At 60.4% G+C, this 20,441-nt stretch carries 21 protein-coding genes; 12 read left to right on the forward strand and 9 right to left on the reverse strand.

Annotated features, from left to right (window positions below; all coding sequences use genetic code 11):
• Positions 1 to 112 precede the first annotated feature (112 nt).
• Genes cpaB through AC3WTO_RS02290 form a run of 7 tightly spaced genes read left to right on the forward strand, consistent with a single transcriptional unit; the run spans position 113 to position 8,097 of the window.
• The gene (cpaB, locus tag AC3WTO_RS02260) at positions 113 to 925 is read left to right on the forward strand and encodes a Flp pilus assembly protein CpaB (protein ID WP_492459051.1); all 813 of its coding nucleotides are present in this window, start codon (positions 113 to 115) and stop codon (positions 923 to 925) included.
• The gene (locus AC3WTO_RS02265) at positions 922 to 2,466 is read left to right on the forward strand and encodes a type II and III secretion system protein family protein (protein ID WP_492459052.1); all 1,545 of its coding nucleotides are present in this window, start codon (positions 922 to 924) and stop codon (positions 2,464 to 2,466) included. Before cpaB ends, AC3WTO_RS02265 begins: the two co-directional genes overlap by 4 nt.
• Before the next feature lie 14 nt (positions 2,467 to 2,480).
• Positions 2,481 to 3,200 (forward strand): CpaD family pilus assembly protein, encoded by a 720-nt coding sequence (locus AC3WTO_RS02270; protein ID WP_492459053.1) that lies wholly within the window; start codon positions 2,481 to 2,483, stop codon positions 3,198 to 3,200.
• Positions 3,201 to 3,227: 27 nt separating this feature from the next.
• Entirely contained in the window at positions 3,228 to 4,511 is a 1,284-nt protein-coding gene (locus AC3WTO_RS02275) for a CpaE/TadZ family protein (protein WP_492459054.1), read from the forward strand.
• A 28-nt stretch (positions 4,512 to 4,539) separates the two neighbouring features.
• Complete coding sequence (locus AC3WTO_RS02280) at positions 4,540 to 6,033, forward strand: TadA family conjugal transfer-associated ATPase (protein ID WP_492459055.1); 1,494 nt, start codon at positions 4,540 to 4,542, stop codon at positions 6,031 to 6,033.
• Between the two features lie 26 nt (positions 6,034 to 6,059).
• On the forward strand, positions 6,060 to 7,073 hold the full coding sequence (locus AC3WTO_RS02285; RefSeq protein WP_492459056.1) for a type II secretion system F family protein: 1,014 nt from the start codon (positions 6,060 to 6,062) through the stop codon (positions 7,071 to 7,073).
• Positions 7,074 to 7,077: 4 nt separating this feature from the next.
• Positions 7,078 to 8,097: a type II secretion system F family protein gene (locus AC3WTO_RS02290; protein WP_492459058.1), complete on the forward strand. Its 1,020-nt coding sequence runs from the start codon at positions 7,078 to 7,080 to the stop codon at positions 8,095 to 8,097.
• Positions 8,098 to 8,181: 84 nt separating this feature from the next.
• On the opposite strand, the gene AC3WTO_RS02295 is transcribed toward AC3WTO_RS02290, so the two are convergent.
• Positions 8,182 to 9,018: a tetratricopeptide repeat protein gene (locus AC3WTO_RS02295; protein WP_492459059.1), complete on the reverse strand. Its 837-nt coding sequence runs from the start codon at positions 9,016 to 9,018 to the stop codon at positions 8,182 to 8,184.
• Positions 9,019 to 9,138: 120 nt separating this feature from the next.
• Between AC3WTO_RS02295 and AC3WTO_RS02300 the strand changes: the two genes are divergently transcribed.
• From AC3WTO_RS02300 to AC3WTO_RS02310, 3 genes are all read left to right on the forward strand, one after another.
• Positions 9,139 to 10,497: a leucyl aminopeptidase family protein gene (locus tag AC3WTO_RS02300; protein WP_492459061.1), complete on the forward strand. Its 1,359-nt coding sequence runs from the start codon at positions 9,139 to 9,141 to the stop codon at positions 10,495 to 10,497.
• A gap of 148 nt (positions 10,498 to 10,645) precedes the next feature.
• Positions 10,646 to 10,996, forward strand: coding sequence for a MarR family transcriptional regulator (locus AC3WTO_RS02305; protein ID WP_492459062.1), 351 nt, complete (start codon positions 10,646 to 10,648; stop codon positions 10,994 to 10,996).
• 24 nt (positions 10,997 to 11,020) lie between these two features.
• Positions 11,021 to 11,881 carry a C40 family peptidase gene (locus AC3WTO_RS02310; RefSeq protein ID WP_492459063.1) on the forward strand — a complete coding sequence of 287 codons (861 nt, stop codon included), beginning with the start codon at positions 11,021 to 11,023 and terminating at the stop codon, positions 11,879 to 11,881.
• A 110-nt stretch (positions 11,882 to 11,991) separates the two neighbouring features.
• On the opposite strand, the gene AC3WTO_RS02315 is transcribed toward AC3WTO_RS02310, so the two are convergent.
• The 7 genes from AC3WTO_RS02315 to AC3WTO_RS02345 all read right to left on the reverse strand — a co-directional run bounded on the left by AC3WTO_RS02315 (position 11,992) and on the right by AC3WTO_RS02345 (position 16,309).
• Positions 11,992 to 12,420 (reverse strand): GFA family protein, encoded by a 429-nt coding sequence (locus tag AC3WTO_RS02315; RefSeq protein ID WP_492459064.1) that lies wholly within the window; start codon positions 12,418 to 12,420, stop codon positions 11,992 to 11,994.
• Positions 12,421 to 12,539: 119 nt separating this feature from the next.
• Positions 12,540 to 13,082, reverse strand: coding sequence for a molybdenum cofactor biosynthesis protein B (gene moaB, locus AC3WTO_RS02320; RefSeq protein WP_492459065.1), 543 nt, complete (start codon positions 13,080 to 13,082; stop codon positions 12,540 to 12,542).
• Positions 13,075 to 13,959, reverse strand: coding sequence for a 4-(cytidine 5'-diphospho)-2-C-methyl-D-erythritol kinase (locus tag AC3WTO_RS02325; protein WP_492459066.1), 885 nt, complete (start codon positions 13,957 to 13,959; stop codon positions 13,075 to 13,077). The genes moaB and AC3WTO_RS02325 overlap by 8 nt, the downstream gene beginning before the upstream one ends.
• A 38-nt stretch (positions 13,960 to 13,997) precedes the next feature.
• Entirely contained in the window at positions 13,998 to 14,183 is a 186-nt protein-coding gene (locus AC3WTO_RS02330; protein WP_492459067.1) for a hypothetical protein, read from the reverse strand.
• Positions 14,184 to 14,259: 76 nt separating this feature from the next.
• The gene (locus AC3WTO_RS02335) at positions 14,260 to 15,123 is read right to left on the reverse strand and encodes a S49 family peptidase (protein WP_492459068.1); all 864 of its coding nucleotides are present in this window, start codon (positions 15,121 to 15,123) and stop codon (positions 14,260 to 14,262) included.
• A 173-nt stretch (positions 15,124 to 15,296) separates the two neighbouring features.
• The gene (locus AC3WTO_RS02340) at positions 15,297 to 16,088 is read right to left on the reverse strand and encodes a tRNA1(Val) (adenine(37)-N6)-methyltransferase (protein WP_492459069.1); all 792 of its coding nucleotides are present in this window, start codon (positions 16,086 to 16,088) and stop codon (positions 15,297 to 15,299) included.
• Complete coding sequence (locus AC3WTO_RS02345) at positions 16,085 to 16,309, reverse strand: putative signal transducing protein (RefSeq protein WP_492459070.1); 225 nt, start codon at positions 16,307 to 16,309, stop codon at positions 16,085 to 16,087. Before AC3WTO_RS02345 ends, AC3WTO_RS02340 begins: the two co-directional genes overlap by 4 nt.
• Positions 16,310 to 16,462: 153 nt before the next feature.
• Between AC3WTO_RS02345 and AC3WTO_RS02350 the strand changes: the two genes are divergently transcribed.
• The gene (locus AC3WTO_RS02350) at positions 16,463 to 17,479 is read left to right on the forward strand and encodes a polyprenyl synthetase family protein (protein WP_492459071.1); all 1,017 of its coding nucleotides are present in this window, start codon (positions 16,463 to 16,465) and stop codon (positions 17,477 to 17,479) included.
• Between the two features lie 40 nt (positions 17,480 to 17,519).
• Here the strand turns inward: AC3WTO_RS02350 and blaOXA are convergent, their stop codons facing one another.
• Entirely contained in the window at positions 17,520 to 18,335 is an 816-nt protein-coding gene (gene blaOXA / locus AC3WTO_RS02355; protein ID WP_492459072.1) for a class D beta-lactamase, read from the reverse strand.
• Positions 18,336 to 18,579: 244 nt separating this feature from the next.
• Here blaOXA and AC3WTO_RS02360 point away from each other — a divergent pair, with 244 nt between their 5' ends.
• Positions 18,580 to 20,346, forward strand: coding sequence for a tetratricopeptide repeat protein (locus tag AC3WTO_RS02360; RefSeq protein ID WP_492459073.1), 1,767 nt, complete (start codon positions 18,580 to 18,582; stop codon positions 20,344 to 20,346).
• Positions 20,347 to 20,441: the final 95 nt, after the last annotated feature.

Below are 20,441 nucleotides of genomic sequence, written 5' to 3' on the forward strand. Positions count from 1 at the left end.
AAGCTGCTGATTAACGCCGAACCAAGAGATTAGAACTCCATTAACCATAATTTGACGATTTCCGACGCACAGTCCGACGTGGCTAGGTGGTTTGTCAGGATGGTATGGGGCGATGCCGGCATCCCGGGTAATTATTTTGAGTGTGGCTGTCGCCGCTGCTGGCGGCGCGGGCTATGTCGCCAAGAACATGGCTGTTCCGGCGGCGCCGCAAATCATTGAAAGTGCGCCTCAGCAGCCGGCGATCGCACTGGAAGACGTGCTGGTTCTCAGTGGCGATGTTGCCATGGGCAACCCGCTGGAAGCCAATATCAAGTGGGAAGCCTGGCCAGCCGATGGTGTAAATCCCAACTTCATCACCCGCGCTGCCGATCCGGAAGCCGCTGAGAAGCTGAAAAGTTCGGTCGCTCGCGTCGCCTTGTATACTGGTGAGCCTCTCCGTCGTTCCAAGTTGATCGGGGAGGGACAGAGCTTCATGTCATCCATTCTGCCGTCGGGAACACGGGCTGTCGCGACGGCGATCGCCGCCGATACATCCGCCGGCGGTTTCATCCTCCCGAACGATTATGTCGACGTGATCATGACACGCAAGGCTGATCCGTCGAATGGCGCTGGCGGCTTTACAACCGAGACCATCCTGAAAAACATCCGCGTGCTGGCGATCGACCAGACCATCCAGGAGGATGAGGAGGGCAAGAAGACCCGTGTCGGTCAGACCGCTACGCTCGAACTCACCCCTCAACAGGCCGAAATCATCACCGTGGCACAACAAATGGCGGATCGGCTCACGCTTGCATTGCGCTCGATCAAGGACACCCAGGAAAAGACGGCAGGCGAAGCCGACTACCTGGTCTCGGGCAATGGTCGGCGTGGCACGGTGCGACTCATCAAATCCGGTGAGGTTTCCGAGGTGGGAGCAAGAAAATGAGAGCGATCGCCAAATCCCGGTTTGCTACCATCCTTGCTGTCGGCCTTCTGTTTACTGGGGCCTATGCCGCAGGTCCGATCGAGGCGCAGGCTGCAGGCGCCAAGGCACGCGTCGGCAACACAGCTGCCACCCAGCGTGTCAAGCTCGGCCTCAATAAATCGATCGTCATCGACCTGCCGAACGATGCCTATGACATCCTGGTCGCCAATCCGGCTGTTGCCGACGCCGTGACACGCACGTCGCGCCGTATCTACCTGTTCGGCAAGGCTGTTGGCGAAACCAACATCTTCGTCTTCGGCCCGAATGGTGAGCAGATCGTCAGTCTAGACCTTGCCGTGGAGCGCGACGTTGCGGGTCTGGAGGACTATCTCAAGCGCTTCATTCCGAATTCCGCAATCAAGGTGGAATTGCTCAACGACAACGTCGTTCTGACCGGCACGGTTGATACGCCACTCGATGCCAAGCGCGCCGTCGATCTCGCCACCATCTTTGTGTCGGGTGGTGAGGCGACGACGGGGCAATATTCACAAACTGCGGTCGGTGGCTCCCGTGACGGCGGAGTGGACATAAACAATCCTGATCAGACCCGCCAGAAGAGCCAGATCGTCAATCTCATCCAGATCATCGGCGATGACCAGGTGACGTTGAAGGTCACGGTTGCCGAAGTCAGCCGAACGGTCATGAAGCAGCTGGGCGTCAACATGATGGGCAGCGGCGGCAGCGGCGGCATCAGTTGGAGCGCGATCAGCGACCCGGTCTTCGGCCTTGGCAAACCCGCAGGTAGCTCCGGTCTGTCGATAGGCTCTTCGTCGATGCAAGCCTACATCAACGCGATGGAACAAGCAGGCGTTATGAAGACGCTGGCGGAGCCGACGCTGACGGCTGTTTCTGGCGAGAAAGCCACATTCAAAGTGGGCGGCGAATTCAATCTTTTGACGAAACAGGACGTCAAGGACGTCAACAACGAAGAACGGGCCAAAGGCGAAAGGCCTGAGATTACGCATACGTTCGAACGGCTCGAGTACGGCATTGGACTGGAGTTTCAACCGGTCGTTCTTTCGCCTGGACGCATCAGCCTGAAAGTCAGGACCGCGGTTTCAGAGCCTACCACTGAAGGATCAATCGGCTTTCCAACCGGCCTGAACATGCCGGGATCCAACATGCTTTCCATTCGCAAGCGCCTCGCCGACACCACTGTGGAATTGCCGTCCGGCGGTTCGATGATGATCGCCGGCTTGGTGCGCGATGACATACGCCAAGCCATCAACGGACTGCCGGGGCTTTCGAAAATCCCGGTGCTCGGCGCGCTGTTCCGCAGCCGGGATTTTGTCCGCAACGAGACGGAACTCGTCATCATCATCACGCCCTATCTGGCTCGGCCGGTGGCTCGCAACGAACTCGCCAAGCCTGATGACAATTTCAATGCCGCCAGCGACGGCGCTGGTATGTTCCTTGGCCGCGTCAACCGCGTCTACGGCACCATGAAGACCGACAAACCCGCCGGCAGATACCACGGCGTCGTTGGTTTCATCTACAAGTAAGCGGGGGAACGGCTATGTCTCACTCGGCAATCATCGACGTTCTGCAGGCAGCGCCTAGAAGCAAGGCAGCCAGGCTGGCAATGCCGGCCGTGCTGCTTGCAGCCGTGCTGCTCGGCGGCTGCGCCAATCGCGACAGCGTTACCGTGGGCGCGATCCCGGACGACTATCGCACCAATCACCCGATCATGATCTCGCAGCAGGACAAGACGCTGGACATTCCGGTCGGCGCCAGTGACCGCGGCATCACCCGGGCGCAGAGCCAGTCACTGCTCGGCTTCCTTGACGGTTATGATCGCAGCGCCGCGTCGGTGCTGACCATTTCGGTGCCGTCGGGATCGGCCAACGAGATCGCAGCACAATCGGCAGCGCAAAGCTTTGCCAAGGTCGCAGCGACCAGCGGCGTTCGTCGCGATCGTATCGCCTTCATCTCTTATGATGCCAGCGCAGCCGATGTCGCCGCACCGGTGCGGCTGACCTATTCCGCCATGCGCGCGCATACCGATAAATGCGGTCGCTGGTCGGCAGATATCGCAGATACGTCCGACAACAAGCACGCCACCAATTTCGGCTGTTCCTATCAAAATAACCTGGCTGCCCAGATCGCCAATCCAACCGATCTCTTGGGACCCCGCCAGCAAACGCCGGTCGACGCGACGCGGCGCGGAGTGGTTATCGACGGTTACCGCAAGGTCCCGTTCTATTCGCCGACGCCGCGCACGGAAGTAAACTACTGACGATCGAAGATCGCAGAGGGCAATAGCATGAACAACCTGGCCTACGATCCTTCGGTGGAAGACGGCGATGCCTCGCACCAGGACATCGCTGCCATGCAAACGCTGCGGCCTGTTCCGCGCATCTCGATTCAGGCTTTCTGCGAGACTGAAGGTGTCGCCAATCCGATCGAACGCGCCGGTCAGGACCGGCGCATGGCCAAAACCCACCTGAAGGTTCACATGGGGGGTATTACAACGGCGGTCGACTTCTACCATTCCGCACCGACTCCCAACTTGATCGTGCTGGAAACCCGGGCCGAGCCGAAGGAGATGCTTGAGCAGCTCGGTCAACTGGCGGAATATTGCGATCCCTCGTCCAAGGTGGTGGTGATCGGACACTACAATGACGTCGGCCTATATCGAGAGCTGATCCGATCCGGCATTTCCGAGTACATTGTCGCTCCGATTTCGATGGCCGATATCATTGCCGTTATCGCTTCGATTTTCGTCGATCCAGAAGCCGAGCCGATCGGTCGTTCTATTGCCTTTGTCGGTGCCAAGGGTGGCGTTGGCTCGTCGACCATTGCCCACAACGTTGCCTGGGCCGTGTCATCGCTGTTCAAATCGGAGGTCGTCGTCGCCGATTTGGACCTCGCCTTCGGCACGGCGAACATCAACTTCGACCAGGACCCCGCCCAGGGCATTGCCGAGGCGGTGTTTTCGCCGGAGCGGATCGACGAGGTCTATCTGGATCGCCTTCTTGCCCAGTGTGCGGAGCATCTGTCCCTGTTGGCTGCGCCTTCGACGCTGGATCGTGTCTATGATTTCGATCCTGAAGCGTTCACCCAGATCATCGACACCGCCCAGCGCACCGCGCCGCTGTTGGTTCTCGACGTGCCTCACATCTGGAGCGGCTGGAGCAAGAACACGCTCATCAAGGCTGACGAGATCGTCATCACCGCGACACCGGAGTTGGCCAATCTGCGCAACGCCAAGAACTTGGTGGATATGCTGAAACGGCTAAGGCCGAACGATCCGGCGCCAAAGCTGATCCTCAACCAGGCAGGGGTTCCCAAGCGCCCCGAAATCTCGGCCAATGATTTCGCCGAGCCGCTTGGCATTACTCCGATGGCCGTGATCCCGTTCGAGCCTTTGCTGTTTGGCAATGCCGCCAACAACGGCCGTATGCTGGGCGAAATGGACGCCAAGAATCCGGTTGTCGCGACCATCAAAGAAATCGCTCATGTGCTGACGGGGCGCAGCGAGCTCAAAGCGAAGAAAAAGGCCAGCCTTGGCGGCATCCTCGGCAAACTCAGGCGCAACAAGAAGTAGCCGCCATCGGCGGAATGGGTAATGAATCATGTTTGGTAAGAGAGGCAGTGACGACGGTAGCCGGGCAATGCCGGAATTCCGGCAGCTCGCGCCAGCGCCGTCAGAGGTAGCGGTGGCACCGCGACCCTCTGCGCCCATCGCGCCGCAGCAGACGCCGTCGCCTGCAGCCGCGCCCGCGCGCCGCATGGTTGAAGCTCCTGCCATGACCGCTGAAGCCAAACGGGCACCGCGCGAGCGTAGTGAGAACTACTACGACACCAAGAGCCAGGTTTTCTCGGCCCTTATCGATACGATCGATCTGTCACAGCTTGCCAAGCTCGATCCCGAAACAGCGCGCGAAGAAATCCGTGACATTGTCAACGACATCATTGCGATCAAGAATTTCGCGATGTCGATTGCCGAGCAGGAAGACCTGCTCGAAGACATATGCAACGACGTTCTGGGCTACGGTCCGCTCGAGCCGCTGCTGGCGCGCGATGATATCGCCGACATCATGGTGAATGGTTCTCGCAACGTTTACATCGAAGTCAACGGACGTGTAGAGACGACCGGTATTCGTTTTCGTGACAACCAGCAGCTGCTCAACATCTGCCAGCGGATCGTCTCCCAGGTCGGTCGACGCGTCGATGAATCTTCGCCGATCTGCGACGCTCGCCTGCCCGACGGTTCGCGCGTCAACGTCATAGCGCCACCGCTGGCGATCGACGGGGCCGCGCTGACAATTCGCAAATTCAAGAAAGACAAGCTTACTCTGGATCAGCTCGTGCGCTTTGGCGCAATCTCCCCAGAGGGAGCGGAGGTGCTCAAGATCATCGGGCGTGTTCGCTGCAACGTCGTCATCTCTGGCTCGACAGGTTCAGGCAAGACGACGCTGCTGAACTGCATGACCAACTATGTCGACCGCGATGAGCGTGTGATCACCTGCGAGGATTCCGCGGAACTGCAACTCCAACAGCCGCATGTGGTGCGGTTGGAAACCCGACCGCCCAACCTGGAAGGCGAGGGCGAAGTGACCATGCGCGATCTGGTCAAGAACTGCCTGCGCATGCGGCCAGACCGGATCATCGTCGGCGAAGTGCGCGGGCCTGAGGTTTTTGACCTTTTGCAGGCCATGAACACCGGCCATGACGGTTCGATGGGCACGATCCACTCCAACAGTCCACGCGAATGCCTGAACCGAATAGAATCCATGGTTGCCATGGGCGGCTACACGCTGCCGCAGAAGACGGTGCGTGAGATCATCGTTGGTTCGGTCGATATCATCATCCAGGCTGCCCGCCTGCGCGACGGCTCGCGCCGTATCACCCACATCACCGAGGTGATCGGTATGGAGGGTGACGTGATCATCACCCAGGATGTCGTCCTCTACAATATCAAGGGAGAGGACATGAACGGCAGGCTCATTGGCGAGCATGTATCCACTGGTATCGGCCGTCCGCATTTTTGGGAACGGGCCCGCTACTATGGTGAGGAGCAGCGCCTGGCCGCTGCGCTCGAGGCGATGGAGAAACGAGCGGAGTAGCGTTTCAAGCGCGAGGAACCTTGCCGATGTTCGGTATCGAAAACACCGCCCTGATCTTCATCCTCCTGGCTGGCACCAGCGCCGGTGCGATCGCTTATGCATTGATGTACAATCGCATGAGCGCCGAAAAGCAGGTCGGCAAACGCCTGGAAATCATCAAAGCAGCCGAGAGCGATCGCGCGGTCGTAAAGGCCGCGCGTGAGAAAATGAATGAGGCAGCCAAACGTCGTAAGTCCTTGCAGGATACGCTGAAAGACCTCGACAGCAAGCAGAAGACAAACGCCCGCAACATCAAGAGCCCGCCGCTGAAGGTCCAGATCCGCCAGGCAGGCCTTTCGATGACGATCGAACGCTTCTACATATACTCAGCGGTTTGTGGTGTGGTGCTTGGCCTGTTGACCTTCATCGCTGGGGCACCACTCTTTGCTGTGCCGGCCGCGTTGTTGGTCGGCGCTCTTGGTCTGCCTCGCTGGTTCGTTTCTCACTGGCGCAAGCGTCGCGTCAAAGCCTTTCTCAACGAATTCCCGAATGCGCTGGATGTTATCGTGCGCGCCGTCAAATCCGGCTTGCCGCTCAACGATGGTATTCGCCTGATCGCCAACGAAGCCGCCGAACCTGTGAAAAGCGAATTCCGGCGCATTGTCGATGCCCAGCAGATGGGACTGTCGATCCCGGACGCCGCCTTGCGCATGCCGGAAACCATGCCATGCGCCGAAGCCGGCTTCTTCGGCATCGTCATCCAGATTCAATCGCAAGCTGGCGGCAACCTTTCGGAAGCACTGGGCAATCTGTCGCGGGTCTTGCGCGATCGCAAGAAGATGAAAGCCAAGATCCAGGCGCTGTCGATGGAAGCCAAGGCTTCCGCCGCGATTATCGGCGCGTTGCCTTTTATCGTCGCGGTTCTGGTCTATCTCACCAGTCCAAACTACCTGATGCCCCTGTTCACCACCAGCACCGGCCATATGATCCTGGGCATTTCTGCCATCTGGATGTCGCTTGGCATTTTTGTCATGCGGCGCATGATGAACATCGAGGTCTAAAAGCATGACCGGTGAAACAATCAGAACCCTGACTGATCCGGCTTTTCTGATCGCCATTCTGGTTGCGATCGCCGTTTTTGCCACCGTGTTCACGCTTCTGCCTGCCTTCGCGCGCGATCCTCTCAAGGTGCGGATGAAATCGGTAGCTCTGGAGCGCGACGAATTGCGCGCCAAGCAGCGCGCGCGGCTCGCGGCTGAAGCGGACAGGCGCCGCAAGGGACTTCGCGAAGAGAAGTCCGTCGGCATGCACAACATTGTCGAACGACTCGACCTGAGGCGTGCTCTGGCGGACGAAAGCACGCTGCAGAAACTCAAGATGGCTGGCTTTCGCGGGCAAAACCCGCTGACGAAATTCCTGTTTTTTCGCCTTGTACTGCCATTCGCCGGTCTGACACTGGCTGTCTTTTACGTTTTCGTTCTTGGCTATCTTGGAGAGCAGCCATTCTTCGTGAGGCTGTTTGCTTGCGTCGCCGGTGCTTATGTAGGGTTCTATCTTCCTATTCTCTACGTCTCCAACCGTGCTGCCAAGCGCAAGCAATCCATCCAGAAAGCTTGGCCCGATGCGCTCGACTTGATGCTGATCTGCGTGGAATCAGGCATGTCCGTTGAATCTGCGATGCATAAGGTCGCGGACGAGATCGGTACGCAGTCGGCCGAATTGGCCGAAGAACTGGTGCTCACCAACGCCGAACTCTCTTATCTTCAGGAACGTCGCCAGGCCTATGAGAACCTGGCCGGTCGTACCGGGTTGGACTCGGTCAAGTCGGTCTCCCAGGCCCTTATCCAGGCTGAGCGCTACGGCACTCCGGTTGCTCACGCGCTGCGCGTGCTGGCGGCTGAAAGCCGCGACATGCGTATGAACGAAGCGGAGAAGAGGGCCGCGGCACTGCCACCGAAATTGACCGTTCCGATGATCCTGTTCTTTCTGCCAGTGCTCTTTGCAATCATCCTGGGCCCAGCCGGTATCACCGTCAGCCAGCAGGGTATGTTTGGCGAAAAACGACAGTCGACAGAACAGCAGTAACGCAGTCGTTGCCGATCATCTCGCAAAATGCGTAAAGCCGCGCGGCCTGGGCTGCGCGGCTTTGCCATTCACGCATGCGAGTGATCAGTTGGCGGCAGCTGCCGCAGGTTTCTTGCCTTTGTCCTGAGCCTTCAACTGGCTCCAGGCATTTTGCTGGGACAGCATCTGACGCAGATAAGCGACATTGGCCTGTGCCTGTTCGGGCGCCAATTCCTGTGATGCGATCTTTTCCGCTTCGTCGAAACGGCCCTGCAAACCGACGGCCAGTGCCAGGTTCTGGCGCACGCGGCTATCGGCGTTGGGCTGAGATGCTGCGGAGCGCAGATAGGTTTCTGCCGTGCGAAGATCGCCTTCCAGCATATAGGACATGCCGAGGTTGGACAGGATCGTCGGTTCGTTCGGCTTGAGATCCTGCGCCTTGCGATAGAGTTGCCGCGCTTCGTCGCGTTGACCGAGTTGATCGAGGATGGCGCCTTCGGCGGAAACGAGTCTCCAGTCCGGATACTCGGGCGTCTGCGCGCGGCGCACAGCATCGAGCGCTGGCTCGAGCTGGCCGTTTGCCGCAAGCGCCTTGCCATAGGCGGCAAGGACGTCACGCTCTTTTGGATAGGCAATGGCGAGCTTGCGCATGACAGCCAGCGACTGGTCGGCATCGCCGTTCATCTGCAGGACGATGGCATATTTCAGCGCAATGTTCTTGTCATTGGGGTTGCGTGCGTAGGACTCGCCAAGCCGGCCGGTCGCATCGCGCAGTTCGCTGGATGACATCAGCTCCACCGGTTTGCCGCTGCCACGCCCGATCGAGCCTGTCGACATGCGATCCGTAGTGCCGCAGCCTGCAACACCCGCCGCGAGCACGGCCAGAAACGCCGCGGTCATCAACCGCTTGCCTGTCCTGGGGGCGGGGAGGGTGATGGGCATTGGGTGGGCTCCATTCTTCCGGGGGCCGTGCGCCGGCTGTCTTCCCTAGCCGAGAAATATTCTGTTAACCCTAACGGATGGTTAAGAGCGCCGAGTCGCAGGCGCCTTCGGAGCTTGCAAATGCCGGTCGAACTCGTCGCAAAGAAATCCCGTAAAGCGCTACCTGTGTATCTCGTTCGCAAGGATGGGCTGGATGCGGCTCGGTTGCCGCCCGAGGCATTGGCCTGGGCCAGGGCCAACGGATTTTCAGGCGAAGTCGGACGCACACTCGTGCTGCCCGGAAAGGATGGCGAAATCACTGGCGCTCTGTTCGGTGCGGGCGAGGGCGCACTGCAGGCAGGTTCACTGGCAAGAGCGCTACCCGCAGGTGACTGGCACTTTGCGGAAACACCGGCAGAGCCGGAACTATCCGCTCTGGCGCTGATGCTTGGCGGCTATGCCTTTACGCGCTACGGCAAGAAACCCAGCAAAGCGTTGCGTTTCGCCTTGCCTGCCGGTGTCGACGTGGAGCGTGTCGGCCACCTTGGTGAGGGCATTTTCCTGGTCCGCGACCTCGTCAACACGCCGACCAGCGACATGGGACCGGAAGCGCTGGAAAACGCTGTACGTGCGCTTGCCAGCCGACACAAGGCGATCGTCGCCGTCACCAAGGGCGACGATCTCATCGCGAAGAACTTTCCGATGATCCATGCGGTTGGCCGGGCCTCGGCCGAAGCGCCGCGCCTCATTGATCTGACCTGGGGGCCGAAGGGAGCGCCGAAAGTAACGCTGGTGGGAAAAGGCGTGTGTTTCGACACCGGCGGGCTCGACATCAAGCCGTCCGCTTCGATGCTCCTCATGAAGAAGGACATGGGCGGTGCGGCCAATGTGCTTGGCCTGGCTGCCATGATCATGGCAGCCAGGCTGAAGGTCAGGCTGCGCGTGCTGATCCCCGCGGTGGAGAACTCCATTTCCGCCAACGCCTTTCGACCGGGGGACGTGTTGACCAGCCGTAAGGGTATAACCGTCGAGATTGGCAATACCGATGCCGAAGGTCGCCTGGTGCTGGCCGATGCACTGGCTTTGGCGGACGATGAGCAGCCTCAGCTTTTGCTGGACATGGCGACGCTTACCGGCGCCGCGCGTGTCGCGCTGGGGCCGGATCTGCCACCATTCTACACCGATGATGACACTCTCGCCGCCGAGATCTCCGCGGCCGCAGTCGCGGTCGAGGATCCATTGTGGCGCATGCCGCTCTGGAAACCCTACGATGCCAAGCTGTCGTCCAAGATCGCCGACATGAACAACGTCACGGCAGACAGCTTTGCCGGTTCGATCACGGCTGCTCTGTTCCTCAAGCGGTTTGTCGAGAAGAGCGCAAGCTGGGCGCATTTCGACATCTTCGCGTGGAATCCTGCCGAGCGTCCCCATGGTCCGGCAGGTGGTGAGGCGCAGGGCATTCGCGCACTGGAGCGGGTGATTTCCAGCCGCTTCGGCTAGAGCATTTTGTAGCCAAAGGGAATCACTTGGCGTTACAAAAATGCGGCGAAAATAAAACTTAGAGCGTTTTCGCGTTTCCGTAGGAACGGAAACGCTCTAATATCGCAACTGAAACGGACGCGAAACGATTTTCCGTCATGCTGAACGGATGTCGATAGCTCTGCGTCCCAGCCAGGCCTTGCGACTGTGGCAGCAGGTCATGCTCTCGCAGGTGCGCGGGGATGCCCCTGATCTTACGGCGCGACAGCTGGCGATCCTGCTCACCATCTATCTCGATCCGCCGCCGCACACAGTCCGTGGCCTCGCCAACCGGCTCGACGTCACCAAGCCGGTCATCACCCGCGCGCTGGACACGATGGGCGCACTCAAGCTCGTCTCGCGTCATCGCGACGAACTCGACAAGCGCAACGTCCTGGTCAAACGCACCGTCGAGGGCGCACTCTATGTCGAGCGCCTTGGCGATGATATCATCGCCAAGGCGCATGATTTACCGATCTGATTTTCAAACAGCCGAGTTGATGTCTTGACCGCTCACGATGCCCGCCTGCACGCTTTTCGCACCGACCTCGCCGATGCCCGGCTGAAGGGGGAGGTGGCAGCCGAGCGTTTCGTCACAGGGCGGCCTGCACAGATAGCGACTTCAGTCGCCGACCTGCGCCGCGCACCACGCCTCGATTCCGGCATCGACACACAGTTCTTGTCGGGCGACGACGTCCTGGTGTTCGACGAAGCCAACGGCTGGGCCTGGGTTCAGGGTGAGCGCGACGGCTATGTTGGCTACATCCTGCTCGAGCAACTGAAGACGCGCGCCGCCGCCGCGACCCATATCGTCTCGGCAGGGCGTACGTTCCTGTATCCGGGGCCGGACCTGCGTTTTCCGCGCAGCGGCCAATTGTCGATGGGGTCGACTGTCACAGTCACCGGTGCCGCTGAGACGCGCGGCACGCACTACGCGGTGCTGTCGTCCGGCGAGACGATCATCGCTGGCCATCTGCGGCCGATCGGTGAACAGGCGACAGACTATGTCTCGATCGCCGAAACGTTCCTCGGCACACCCTATCTGTGGGGGGGGGCCTCGGCTTTCGGCATTGACTGCTCCGGGCTGGTGCAGCTTTCCATGCGCATGGCCGGTCGCGATGTGCTCCGCGACACCGATATGCAGGAGACATCGCTGGGTAGGCCTCTCGACACGACCACCGACTATTCCGGCCTGCGGCGCGGCGACTTGGTGTTCTGGAAAGGCCATGTCGCAATCATGACCGACGGCGAAATGATGATCCACGCCAATGGTCACACCATGACTGTGGCTCTGGAGGGGCTGAAGGACGCGATCGCCCGTATCGGCTATCTTTATGGTGGCCCGACGAGCTTCCGCCGGCCTTAGAGCGTTCCGTTTTTCACGGAAACGCTGAAACGCTCTAACTCTTTGTGCTTATGCAATTCCTGCGGAAAACCGCTGCGCGCTTTTCCTGGAATTGCCTTCGTCTCATATCTTCAGAATTCGCCGGACCATTTCACAGGCATCCATCGGGTGCTGCGCCGGGTGATGCGCTGGTCGCGCGTTTCCTTGTCATAGACGGTGGGGGAAGGTTCGCGGTCGAATTGTTCGCGCTCATCCAGCGCGTTGACGATAACGATTGCCCGTCGCTCGACAGCATCGATCGTCACGGCGGCGACGTAGACGCCGCAATCGCGGCAGACAAGATATTCGGCCGTTCTCAGGCCGAAAGCATAGCGCGACAGCCGCGCTTCGTTCTGTACGTCGATGGTCAAGATACCGTTGGGGTCGGCAGCCGCCAGCGAATTGTGCCTCCGGCAGAATGAGCATTGGCAGGCCCGGATCTCCAGGTCGTGCGGGGCGATAGCTGTCTGGAACGACAGTCGGATGTTGCCGCAATGGCATCCGCCTTCGTAAACGGTCATCGCTGCCTCCCTTTCGGAAAGGAAGGATAGCGCTTTTGCCACCGTCTCGAAATGTCGGTTCAGAGGCCGGATGCTGCGCGCGGCTTCGAAATCAAGGGAAAAGGCTGCAATGCTTTGTGTTACTTGCCGCCGCGCCGCAGGTGTTCGTCCAGCCTCGGCATGATCTCCACGAAATTGCAGGGCATATGCCGGTAGTCGAATTGGGCCTTGAGGATGCCGTCCCAGGCATCCTTGCACGCGCCGGGCGATCCCGGCAGCACGAAGACGAAGGTTGCGTTGATGACACCGCCGGTTGCCCGGCTCTGGATGGTCGAAGTGCCGATCTTGTCATAGGAGATGCGGTGGAAAACCTCCGAGAAGCCGTCCATGCGCTTCTCGAAGATCGGTTCCAATGCATCCGGCGTCACGTCGCGGCCGGTAAAGCCGGTGCCGCCGGTGGTGATGATGGCATCGACGCTTTCATCCTTCGACCAGGTCAATACCTTGTCACGGATCTTGTCGCGGTCGTCCGGAACAATGGCGCGAGCGGCCATGATATGCCCGGCATCCTCGATGCGGTCGGCCAATGTTTGGCCAGATTTGTCGTCGGCGAGGCTGCGCGTATCGGAAACGGTCAGCACTGCGAAGCGAACAGCGACAAAGGGACGGCCCGTATCAGGCATGTTGATCTTCCAACGCCTCGGATGGCAGGGAGCGTGTCGCGGCAACAAACCAGTCCGGATGGCGCGAGCGGATGCTTGCGGCAGCGCGTTTGGCGACGTTGCCGGTTTCAAACAGGCCGAAACAGGTGGCGCCCGAGCCCGACATGCGGGCAAAGGCAGCATCGGCTCGCAGCAGCGAAGCCTTGGCCTTGCCGATCAGGGGGGCGATCGTCTCGGCCGCGGTTTCGAGGTCGTTGCGAGTGGTCTCCAGCCAACTGAGCAGGCTGTGGAAGTCGAGGGTCTTCGGCAGCGGCGGTAGCGCTTCGTTGTCGCAGCGGGCGAGTGCTCGGAACACGTCTGGAGTGGCGACTGCAATGCCCGGATTGACCATGACCAGGCCGAGCGCAGGAAATTTCGATACCGTCGAAACCGTTTCGCCGGCGCCATAGGCAAGAAGCGGCTGCGCCTTGAGGCACATGGGCAGATCGGCGCCGAGCGAAAAACCGATCCGCGCCAACTGCGCCTCGTCGATGCCGGGGTTCCATGTCGAGACGAGCGCGCGCAACGCGGCTGCCGCATCGCTTGATCCGCCGCCGATGCCGGAAGCCACCGGAAGGTTCTTTTCGAGCGAGATCGCCACCGGTGGAGCGTTGCCCGGGCCGACATGGTGGCGCAGCGCATCGCGCGCCTTGAGGATCAGATTGGTTTCATCCGCTGGAACCAGCCCGGCGAAACGGCCCGAAACGCTGAAGCGATCCTCATCTGCCCTTTGCACTTCGACCCGATCTCCGAAGCGGGTGAACACGGCGAGGCTCTCGATGGTGTGATAACCATCGGCGCGTCGACCGGTGACATGGAGAGCAAGATTGACCTTCGCGGGCGCCAGTCGGGCATCCACGGCATGGTCTTCAGATTCAATGGCAAGTGTCGCGGTGCTCAATCCTTGGCCAGCCGGTATTCGCCGGTCTTGGGGTCCTTCACCAGCGTCCCCGTTGTACCGTTGGTCCGTTGCTGTTCGGTGCGTCGCACCTTGGCGGTCACACGTTCAGCTTCCTTGGTGAAAGAACGGTACCCGACATAGGCAACGACGCCGATGACGATGAAGAAGATGATCTGCGGCATCTCGAAACTCCTTCCTCAATGATCCTCGGACGTTCGGGTCGGGCAAGCAATCATCGTAGACCGTTCCCGTGGCTTTTCAAAGGCCGAAACGGCTCCACAGCGCGCGTTCTTCCGCCGCATCGAAAAGCGCGTCAACGCCTGCGGCGGCCAGCGCCGGAGCGCTGAAGCCGCCGGACGAGCCGAAAAGGCCGAAGCGGCTGAACAGCCCTCGCGGCTGGCTGACCAGTTTCAACTGGGTTTTCGGACCGAAGCGGTCCTTGAGCGTGCTGCGCATGTCGCCCAGCCCGTCGACCAGGCCGAGTTCCAGTCCTTTCTTCCCGGTCCAGAACAGGCCGGTGAACAGGTCCGGATCGTCCTTCAATCTGCTGCCGCGCCGCTCCTTGACCAGATCGATGAAGGTCTCGTGCAGCTCCAGCATCAGCGTTTTCAGTCGCTCGACGTCTTCCTTCTTTTCAGGCTGGAACGGGTCCATCGAGGATTTGTTTTTGCCGGCGGTGTGCACACGGCGTTCGACGCCGATCTTCTTGATCAGGTCGGTGAAGCCGAACGTCCCGGAAATGACGCCGATCGATCCGACGATGGATGACGGGTCGGCGATGATCTCGTCGGCGGCAACGGCGATCATGTAGCCGCCGGAAGCCGCCACGTCCTCGACGAAGACAAATACTTTCTTGTTTTTCTCTGCAGCCAGGTCGCGGATGCGCTTGTAGATCAGCCGCGACTGAACTGGGGAGCCGCCGGGCGAGTTGATCGAGATTGCGACTGCCGGTCCGGGAAAGGAGAACGCTTTTTCGATCAAGCCGACCGTCGAAGCCAGCGAGAGGTTCTGCCGGAATTGGCTGCCGCCCGCCATGATCGTGCCGTGCAGCCGGATGACAGGCACGACGACATCGGTGGAGCGCCACGATTTAGGCAGGATGCGGTTGAAAAGGCGACGCACGGGATGTGGTTCTCCAGTTTGGCTAGCGCATGACCCCGAAAACCAGAATCGATTTTCGGAAAGGATCATGCGCCAAATCAAAGTGTTAGAGCGACCTGTGCGCGTCCAAAAGGACGCGCGGCGCTCTAGAGGCATGTAGGCATTTGCTACCGGACAGCAATGGTGAAGGACGGTCAATCTCCGAAAAGCGTGGCCGTTCCGTTGCTGATGGCGTCGGCCAGCGGCAAAAGTCCCTTCGCCGTGGCATCGTGCAGCACGAGCGGAGGCTTGAGCGCCAGCTTGCCACGTGCACCGAGCATTCCACGGACAACGATACGGATCGCCGGTCGATCGGCACGTGGGTGCACCGGCACGATCTCGGCGTTGCCGAAACGACCGGCCAGCGCGTCGAGGATGGCGGCCAGGGATTCCGGTCGCGCGATGATCGCGACGCCGCCGCGCGGTTTGACCACGGCGGCGGCACTGCGCACCCAGGTCTCGAACAGCCCATCTGTCATGACATGCGCTTCGCGCCGCAGCGCGTCGGGCGTGGCGCGGTCCACGCCGTCGTTGAAGGGTGGATTCATGATGACGAAGTCGAACCGGTTGTCGGGGAGCCCTGCGGTGCCTCGCGCCTTCCCAGTCAGTGTGACGTCGGCGCGTAGCACCGTTACCCGGTCGCTGAGATGCTGATTGGCCGGGTGCGCCAGCGACGCTTCGGCGAAAGCCGCCATTTCAGGAGATCGTTCGACCAGTGTCGCCCGCGCACGATCGCAGCGCGAGACGACCGCGAGCCCTGCAGCGCCGGCACCAGCGCCGAAATCAACCACTTGCCCGGCAAAATCGGTTGGTACGGCGGAGGCCAGCGTCATGGCGTCCATACCGGCACGATGTCCGCCCTCAGCCGGTTGCACCAGCCAGAAACGGCCGCGATGGAAGGCATCCACCGTGTGCCTTGGCACGACGGCCGGTTCGGCCATTGTCATGGCCGGCGGATTTCGTTGGCAATGCCCGCGTCGGTGAGAATACGACGGGCTTCCTCGATGCGGTCGTCCTCGACGAGGATCCGGCGCGGCAGGATGCCGATCGAACCGTCCAGCACGCTCATGTTCTGATCGGCGGTCAGGTAGCCTATCTCGGCATCGCGCATCAGCGATTCGACAAAGGAGATGACAACGGCGTCGTTGGTGCGAATGAGCTCGATCATGCCGGCAAAATCGCAGCTTGTCCCCGCGATGTAAACGGTTCGCTCCAATACCCTCTTGCGCAATCCGCGCCAATTCGCCACTTGCCGTATGCGCTCCGGCCGCTAGAGTCCAATCAAGCAGCGTGCGGTGGCGCGGCGTACGGGAGTTTTGGCGTGGGTGTTGTTCTCAACCTCGAAGACGGAAAGCGGGAAGCTGCGTCGATCAAGGACCTGATCGACCTGACGGCGTCGGATATGGGACGGGTCAACGAACTGATCCTGTCCAAGGCCGGTTCCGACGTGCAGATGATCCCCGAGGTTGCAAACCATCTGATCTCTTCGGGCGGCAAGCGGTTGCGCCCGATGCTGACGCTCGCTGCAGCGCAGATGTTCGGATATTCCGGCGAAGGCCACGTCAAGCTCGCGACGAGCGTCGAATTCATGCACACAGCGACCCTTCTGCACGACGATGTGGTCGACGAAAGCGGCATGCGACGCGGCAAGAAAACGGCGCGCATGATCTGGGGCAACCAGGCAAGCGTGCTGGTTGGCGATTTTCTGCTCGGTCAGGCGTTCCGCATGATGGTCGACGTCGGCTCGTTGGACGCTCTCGACATCCTCTCCTCCGCCGCCTCGATCATCGCCGAGGGCGAAGTCATGCAACTTGCCGCGGCGAAAAATCTCGACACCACCGAGGATGAGCATTTTTCGGTCATCAAGGCCAAGACCGCGGCGTTGTTCGCGGCCGCCGCTGAAGTTGGCCCGGTGATCGCCGGGGCCTCGCGCACTGATCGCGCGGCACTGCGGTCCTATGGCATGAATCTCGGCCTTGCCTTCCAGCTCATCGACGATGCGCTCGACTATGGCGGCTCGTCCAAGGACCTCGGCAAGAATGTCGGTGACGACTTCCGCGAGGGCAAGGTCACGCTGCCGGTGATCCTTGCCTATCGGCGCGGTACAGCGGCCGAGCGCGCTTTCTGGAAGCAGGCCATCGAGCAAAACGTGGCGGACGATGCCGGTCTCGAGAAAGCGATCGGCCTGATGACAAAGCACGCCGCCATCTCGGACACGATCGGCCGTGCCCGTCATTTCGGCGAAATCGCGCGTGATGCGCTGGCGCCGCTCGAGGCAACCCCTCAGAAGATGGCGCTGATCGATGTCATCGATTTCTGCATCAGCCGCGTGAACTGAGACACTGGGATTGGCGGCGGCGCTGAGGCGCAGCGCCCCCTCATTTGTTCGCCCAGAGCGCGTCCAGCACCTTCGGCAATTCCTGCAGGAAAGCTTCCCGGGCGCGGGGGCCGGCAGGCTCTGCTTCGCGTTTGCTGTCCTGGATCAGGCGTGCGAACACGATTGTGCGATCATCCTTGGTTGCCCAGCCGACGAACCAGCCGTACGACCGGCTCCAATCCTCCTTGCCGTCCACCTTGCGCGGGAAGCCGGTCCCTGTCTTGCCGTGCACTTCCCAACCGTTCGACAATTTTCCGACGGTGGTGATCTTGGCCGTCATGTCGAAAGCCCTGGCGTTGACCGGCAGTTTGCGGGTGACGATTTTTTCGAGGAAGCTGAGCTGTTCCAGCGGCGATATCTTGAGAGAAGAAGACAGCCAGGATCGCGTCAGGCCGTCGTTCTTGCCTGCATTGCCTGAAATATCCCTGTTGCCGTAGTCGAACGCTTCGACGTACCGCTTGAATTTTGCCTCACCCAGCGACTGTGTGATCTGCCATGAGTACCAGACCACGGAATTCCGGATCCAGCTTGTCGGGTCGGTGTCGGTGCGCCAGCTTTTGATCCAGCCGGCATAGCCTTTTTTGAAAGGCAGTTTCGGGTCGTGAGTGTCTTTCAGAAATCCGGAATCGTAACCCATCAGGGCGAGGGCGATCTTGAAGGTGGATACGGCTGTAACCCGTTGGTCGCAAATGCCTTCCTGCTTCAATATTTTGCCGGTGTCGGCTTCGGCGAACGCGGTGCAGATCGTCTCTGCCTGTGCGCCGGTGGCGGACAGAAAGAGCCCCGCTGCCGCGAGGACCCAGTTCCTGGAATTCATTGAAGAACCTCATGTGACGTATTTCATGGGGAGCACGGCAATTGTCCGCCACGATCGTCACGGGGGCAACAGCCATTCCCCAGTGCAGGCGGCGTCACCGGGAGCCATGCTTTGTTAAGACGATGTCCGCATTGTGACCGCGAGCCGGATTGAAGCGCGACCCCAAAAAGGCCATGCTTTGCCGGAATGAAGGATTCTTGGCGATCCCTGCCCAAGCCGGGAGACGCCGCCAGAAAGGGATACGATGCGGCAAAGACGTGCTCGCTGGCTTTCGAGCCTGGCCATCCTCGCGGGCCTTGCGGCCCAGACGCAGTCCGGTTTCGCTGCGCCGGCATCGGCACCTGTCGAAATCAACTCATTCTCCGGCGCTTACCTGTCGGCGAGGATCGCTGAGAACGACAACGATCTCGACAACGCCATCAACTATTACAAGCAGGCGCTGGCCTTCGCGCCCGAGGATACGCAGCTCCAGCAGAGCCTGATGCTTTCGCTCATCGCACAGGGCCGCTTCGAGGAATCGCTGCCTTACGCCGACAAGCTCAAGGAAGTGCCGGATATCGAGCGCTTCTCGCGTCTGGCGCTGGCGGTGGACAGTTTCAAGAAGAAGGATTTCACCAAGGCGCAGTACTGGCTGAAGCTGTCGCTTGGCGCGGACCTCGACAAGCTGATCAGCGGTGTCATGACCGGCTGGGCCAAGCAGGGTGCCGGCCAGGGCACCGACGGGATGGATTATGTCGGCAAGCTGGAAGGGCCCGAATGGTTCGACCTGTTCAAGGCTTACCATCGCGCGCTGATCGCCGATGCCGCCGGAAAGACCGACAAGGCCGACGCTGCTTATGCAGAGGCCATCGGCAACACCTCCGCAGGAGGGGCCGCGCCCGAGACGTGGATGCGCGCGGCACAGGCCTATGCGATCTTCCTGGCCCGCAAGGGCGACAAGGAAAAGGCTCTTTCAGTCCTCAAGCAGGCAGAGGAGTTCGGCCCGGGCAAGATCGAGATCGTCTCCCTGCGCGAGAAGATCGGCAAGGGCGAGAAGCCGGATCCGCTGGTCGCGAACCCTTCGGAAGGTGCATCCGAAATTCTGCTCAATCTTGCCACCGCGCTCAATCGTGGCGGTGGTGAGCCTTTCGTGCGCCTCTATCTCGAATATGCTTTGGCGCTGAAGCCCGACAGCGATGTCGTTCTGGTGCAGCTTGCCGCCGTTGCCGAGCAGCTCAAGGATGGCGAGCGCGCCATCGACTTCTACCGCCGTATTCCGGCATCGTCGTCGCTGAAGGAGGTCTCGGAGCTTCAGACTGGTCTGAACCTCGCGGATCTCGGTCGCAATGACGAAGCGATCAAGCAACTGAAAGTTCTTGTGGAAGCCAGTCCACAGGACATGCGCGGTTATCTGGCTCTGGGTGGCGTTTATGCTTCCAAGCAGGATTTCCGTTCCGCCGCTGAACTGTTCGACAAGGCGGTTGCCGTGTTGAAGACGCCGACCAAGGCCGATTGGAACATCTTCTACCAGCGCGGTATCGCCTATGAGCGCGTCAAGGAATGGCCGAAAGCCGAGCCGAACTTCCGCAAGGCGCTGGAGCTCTATCCGAACCAGCCCCAGGTGCTGAACTACCTGGGCTATTCCTGGGTCGACATGGGCACCAACCTCAAGGAAGCGCTGGATATGATCAAGAAGGCCGCCGAATTGCGGCCGAGCGATGGCTACATCGTCGATTCCCTGGGTTGGGCCTACTACAAGCTTGGTCGCTACGACGACGCGGTGCGCGAGATGGAGCGTGCCGTGCAGTTGAAGCCGGAAGATCCGGTGCTGAACGATCATCTGGGCGACGTCTATTGGCGTGTCGGCCGCAAGCTGGAGGCCACTTTCCAGTGGCGCCATGCTCGCGATCTGAAGCCCGAGCCGGACGTGCTGGCCTCTGTCGAGCAGAAACTGCTCAAGGGCCTGCCGCCGCTCGAGAACAAGACGGCACAGGAAGCGCCAAAGCCGAAGCCGACCGCTCCGAAAGGGTGAGTTGAAAGGGGTTCGTAACGGCCCCTCAAAGCGGCATGCTGTTCCGTTTTCAGCATCTCGTTGACTTCCAGACCCGCAGCCAGCCATGATCGCAG

It is taken from the genome of Mesorhizobium sp. EU05-FHT14A09 (assembly GCF_058790995.1).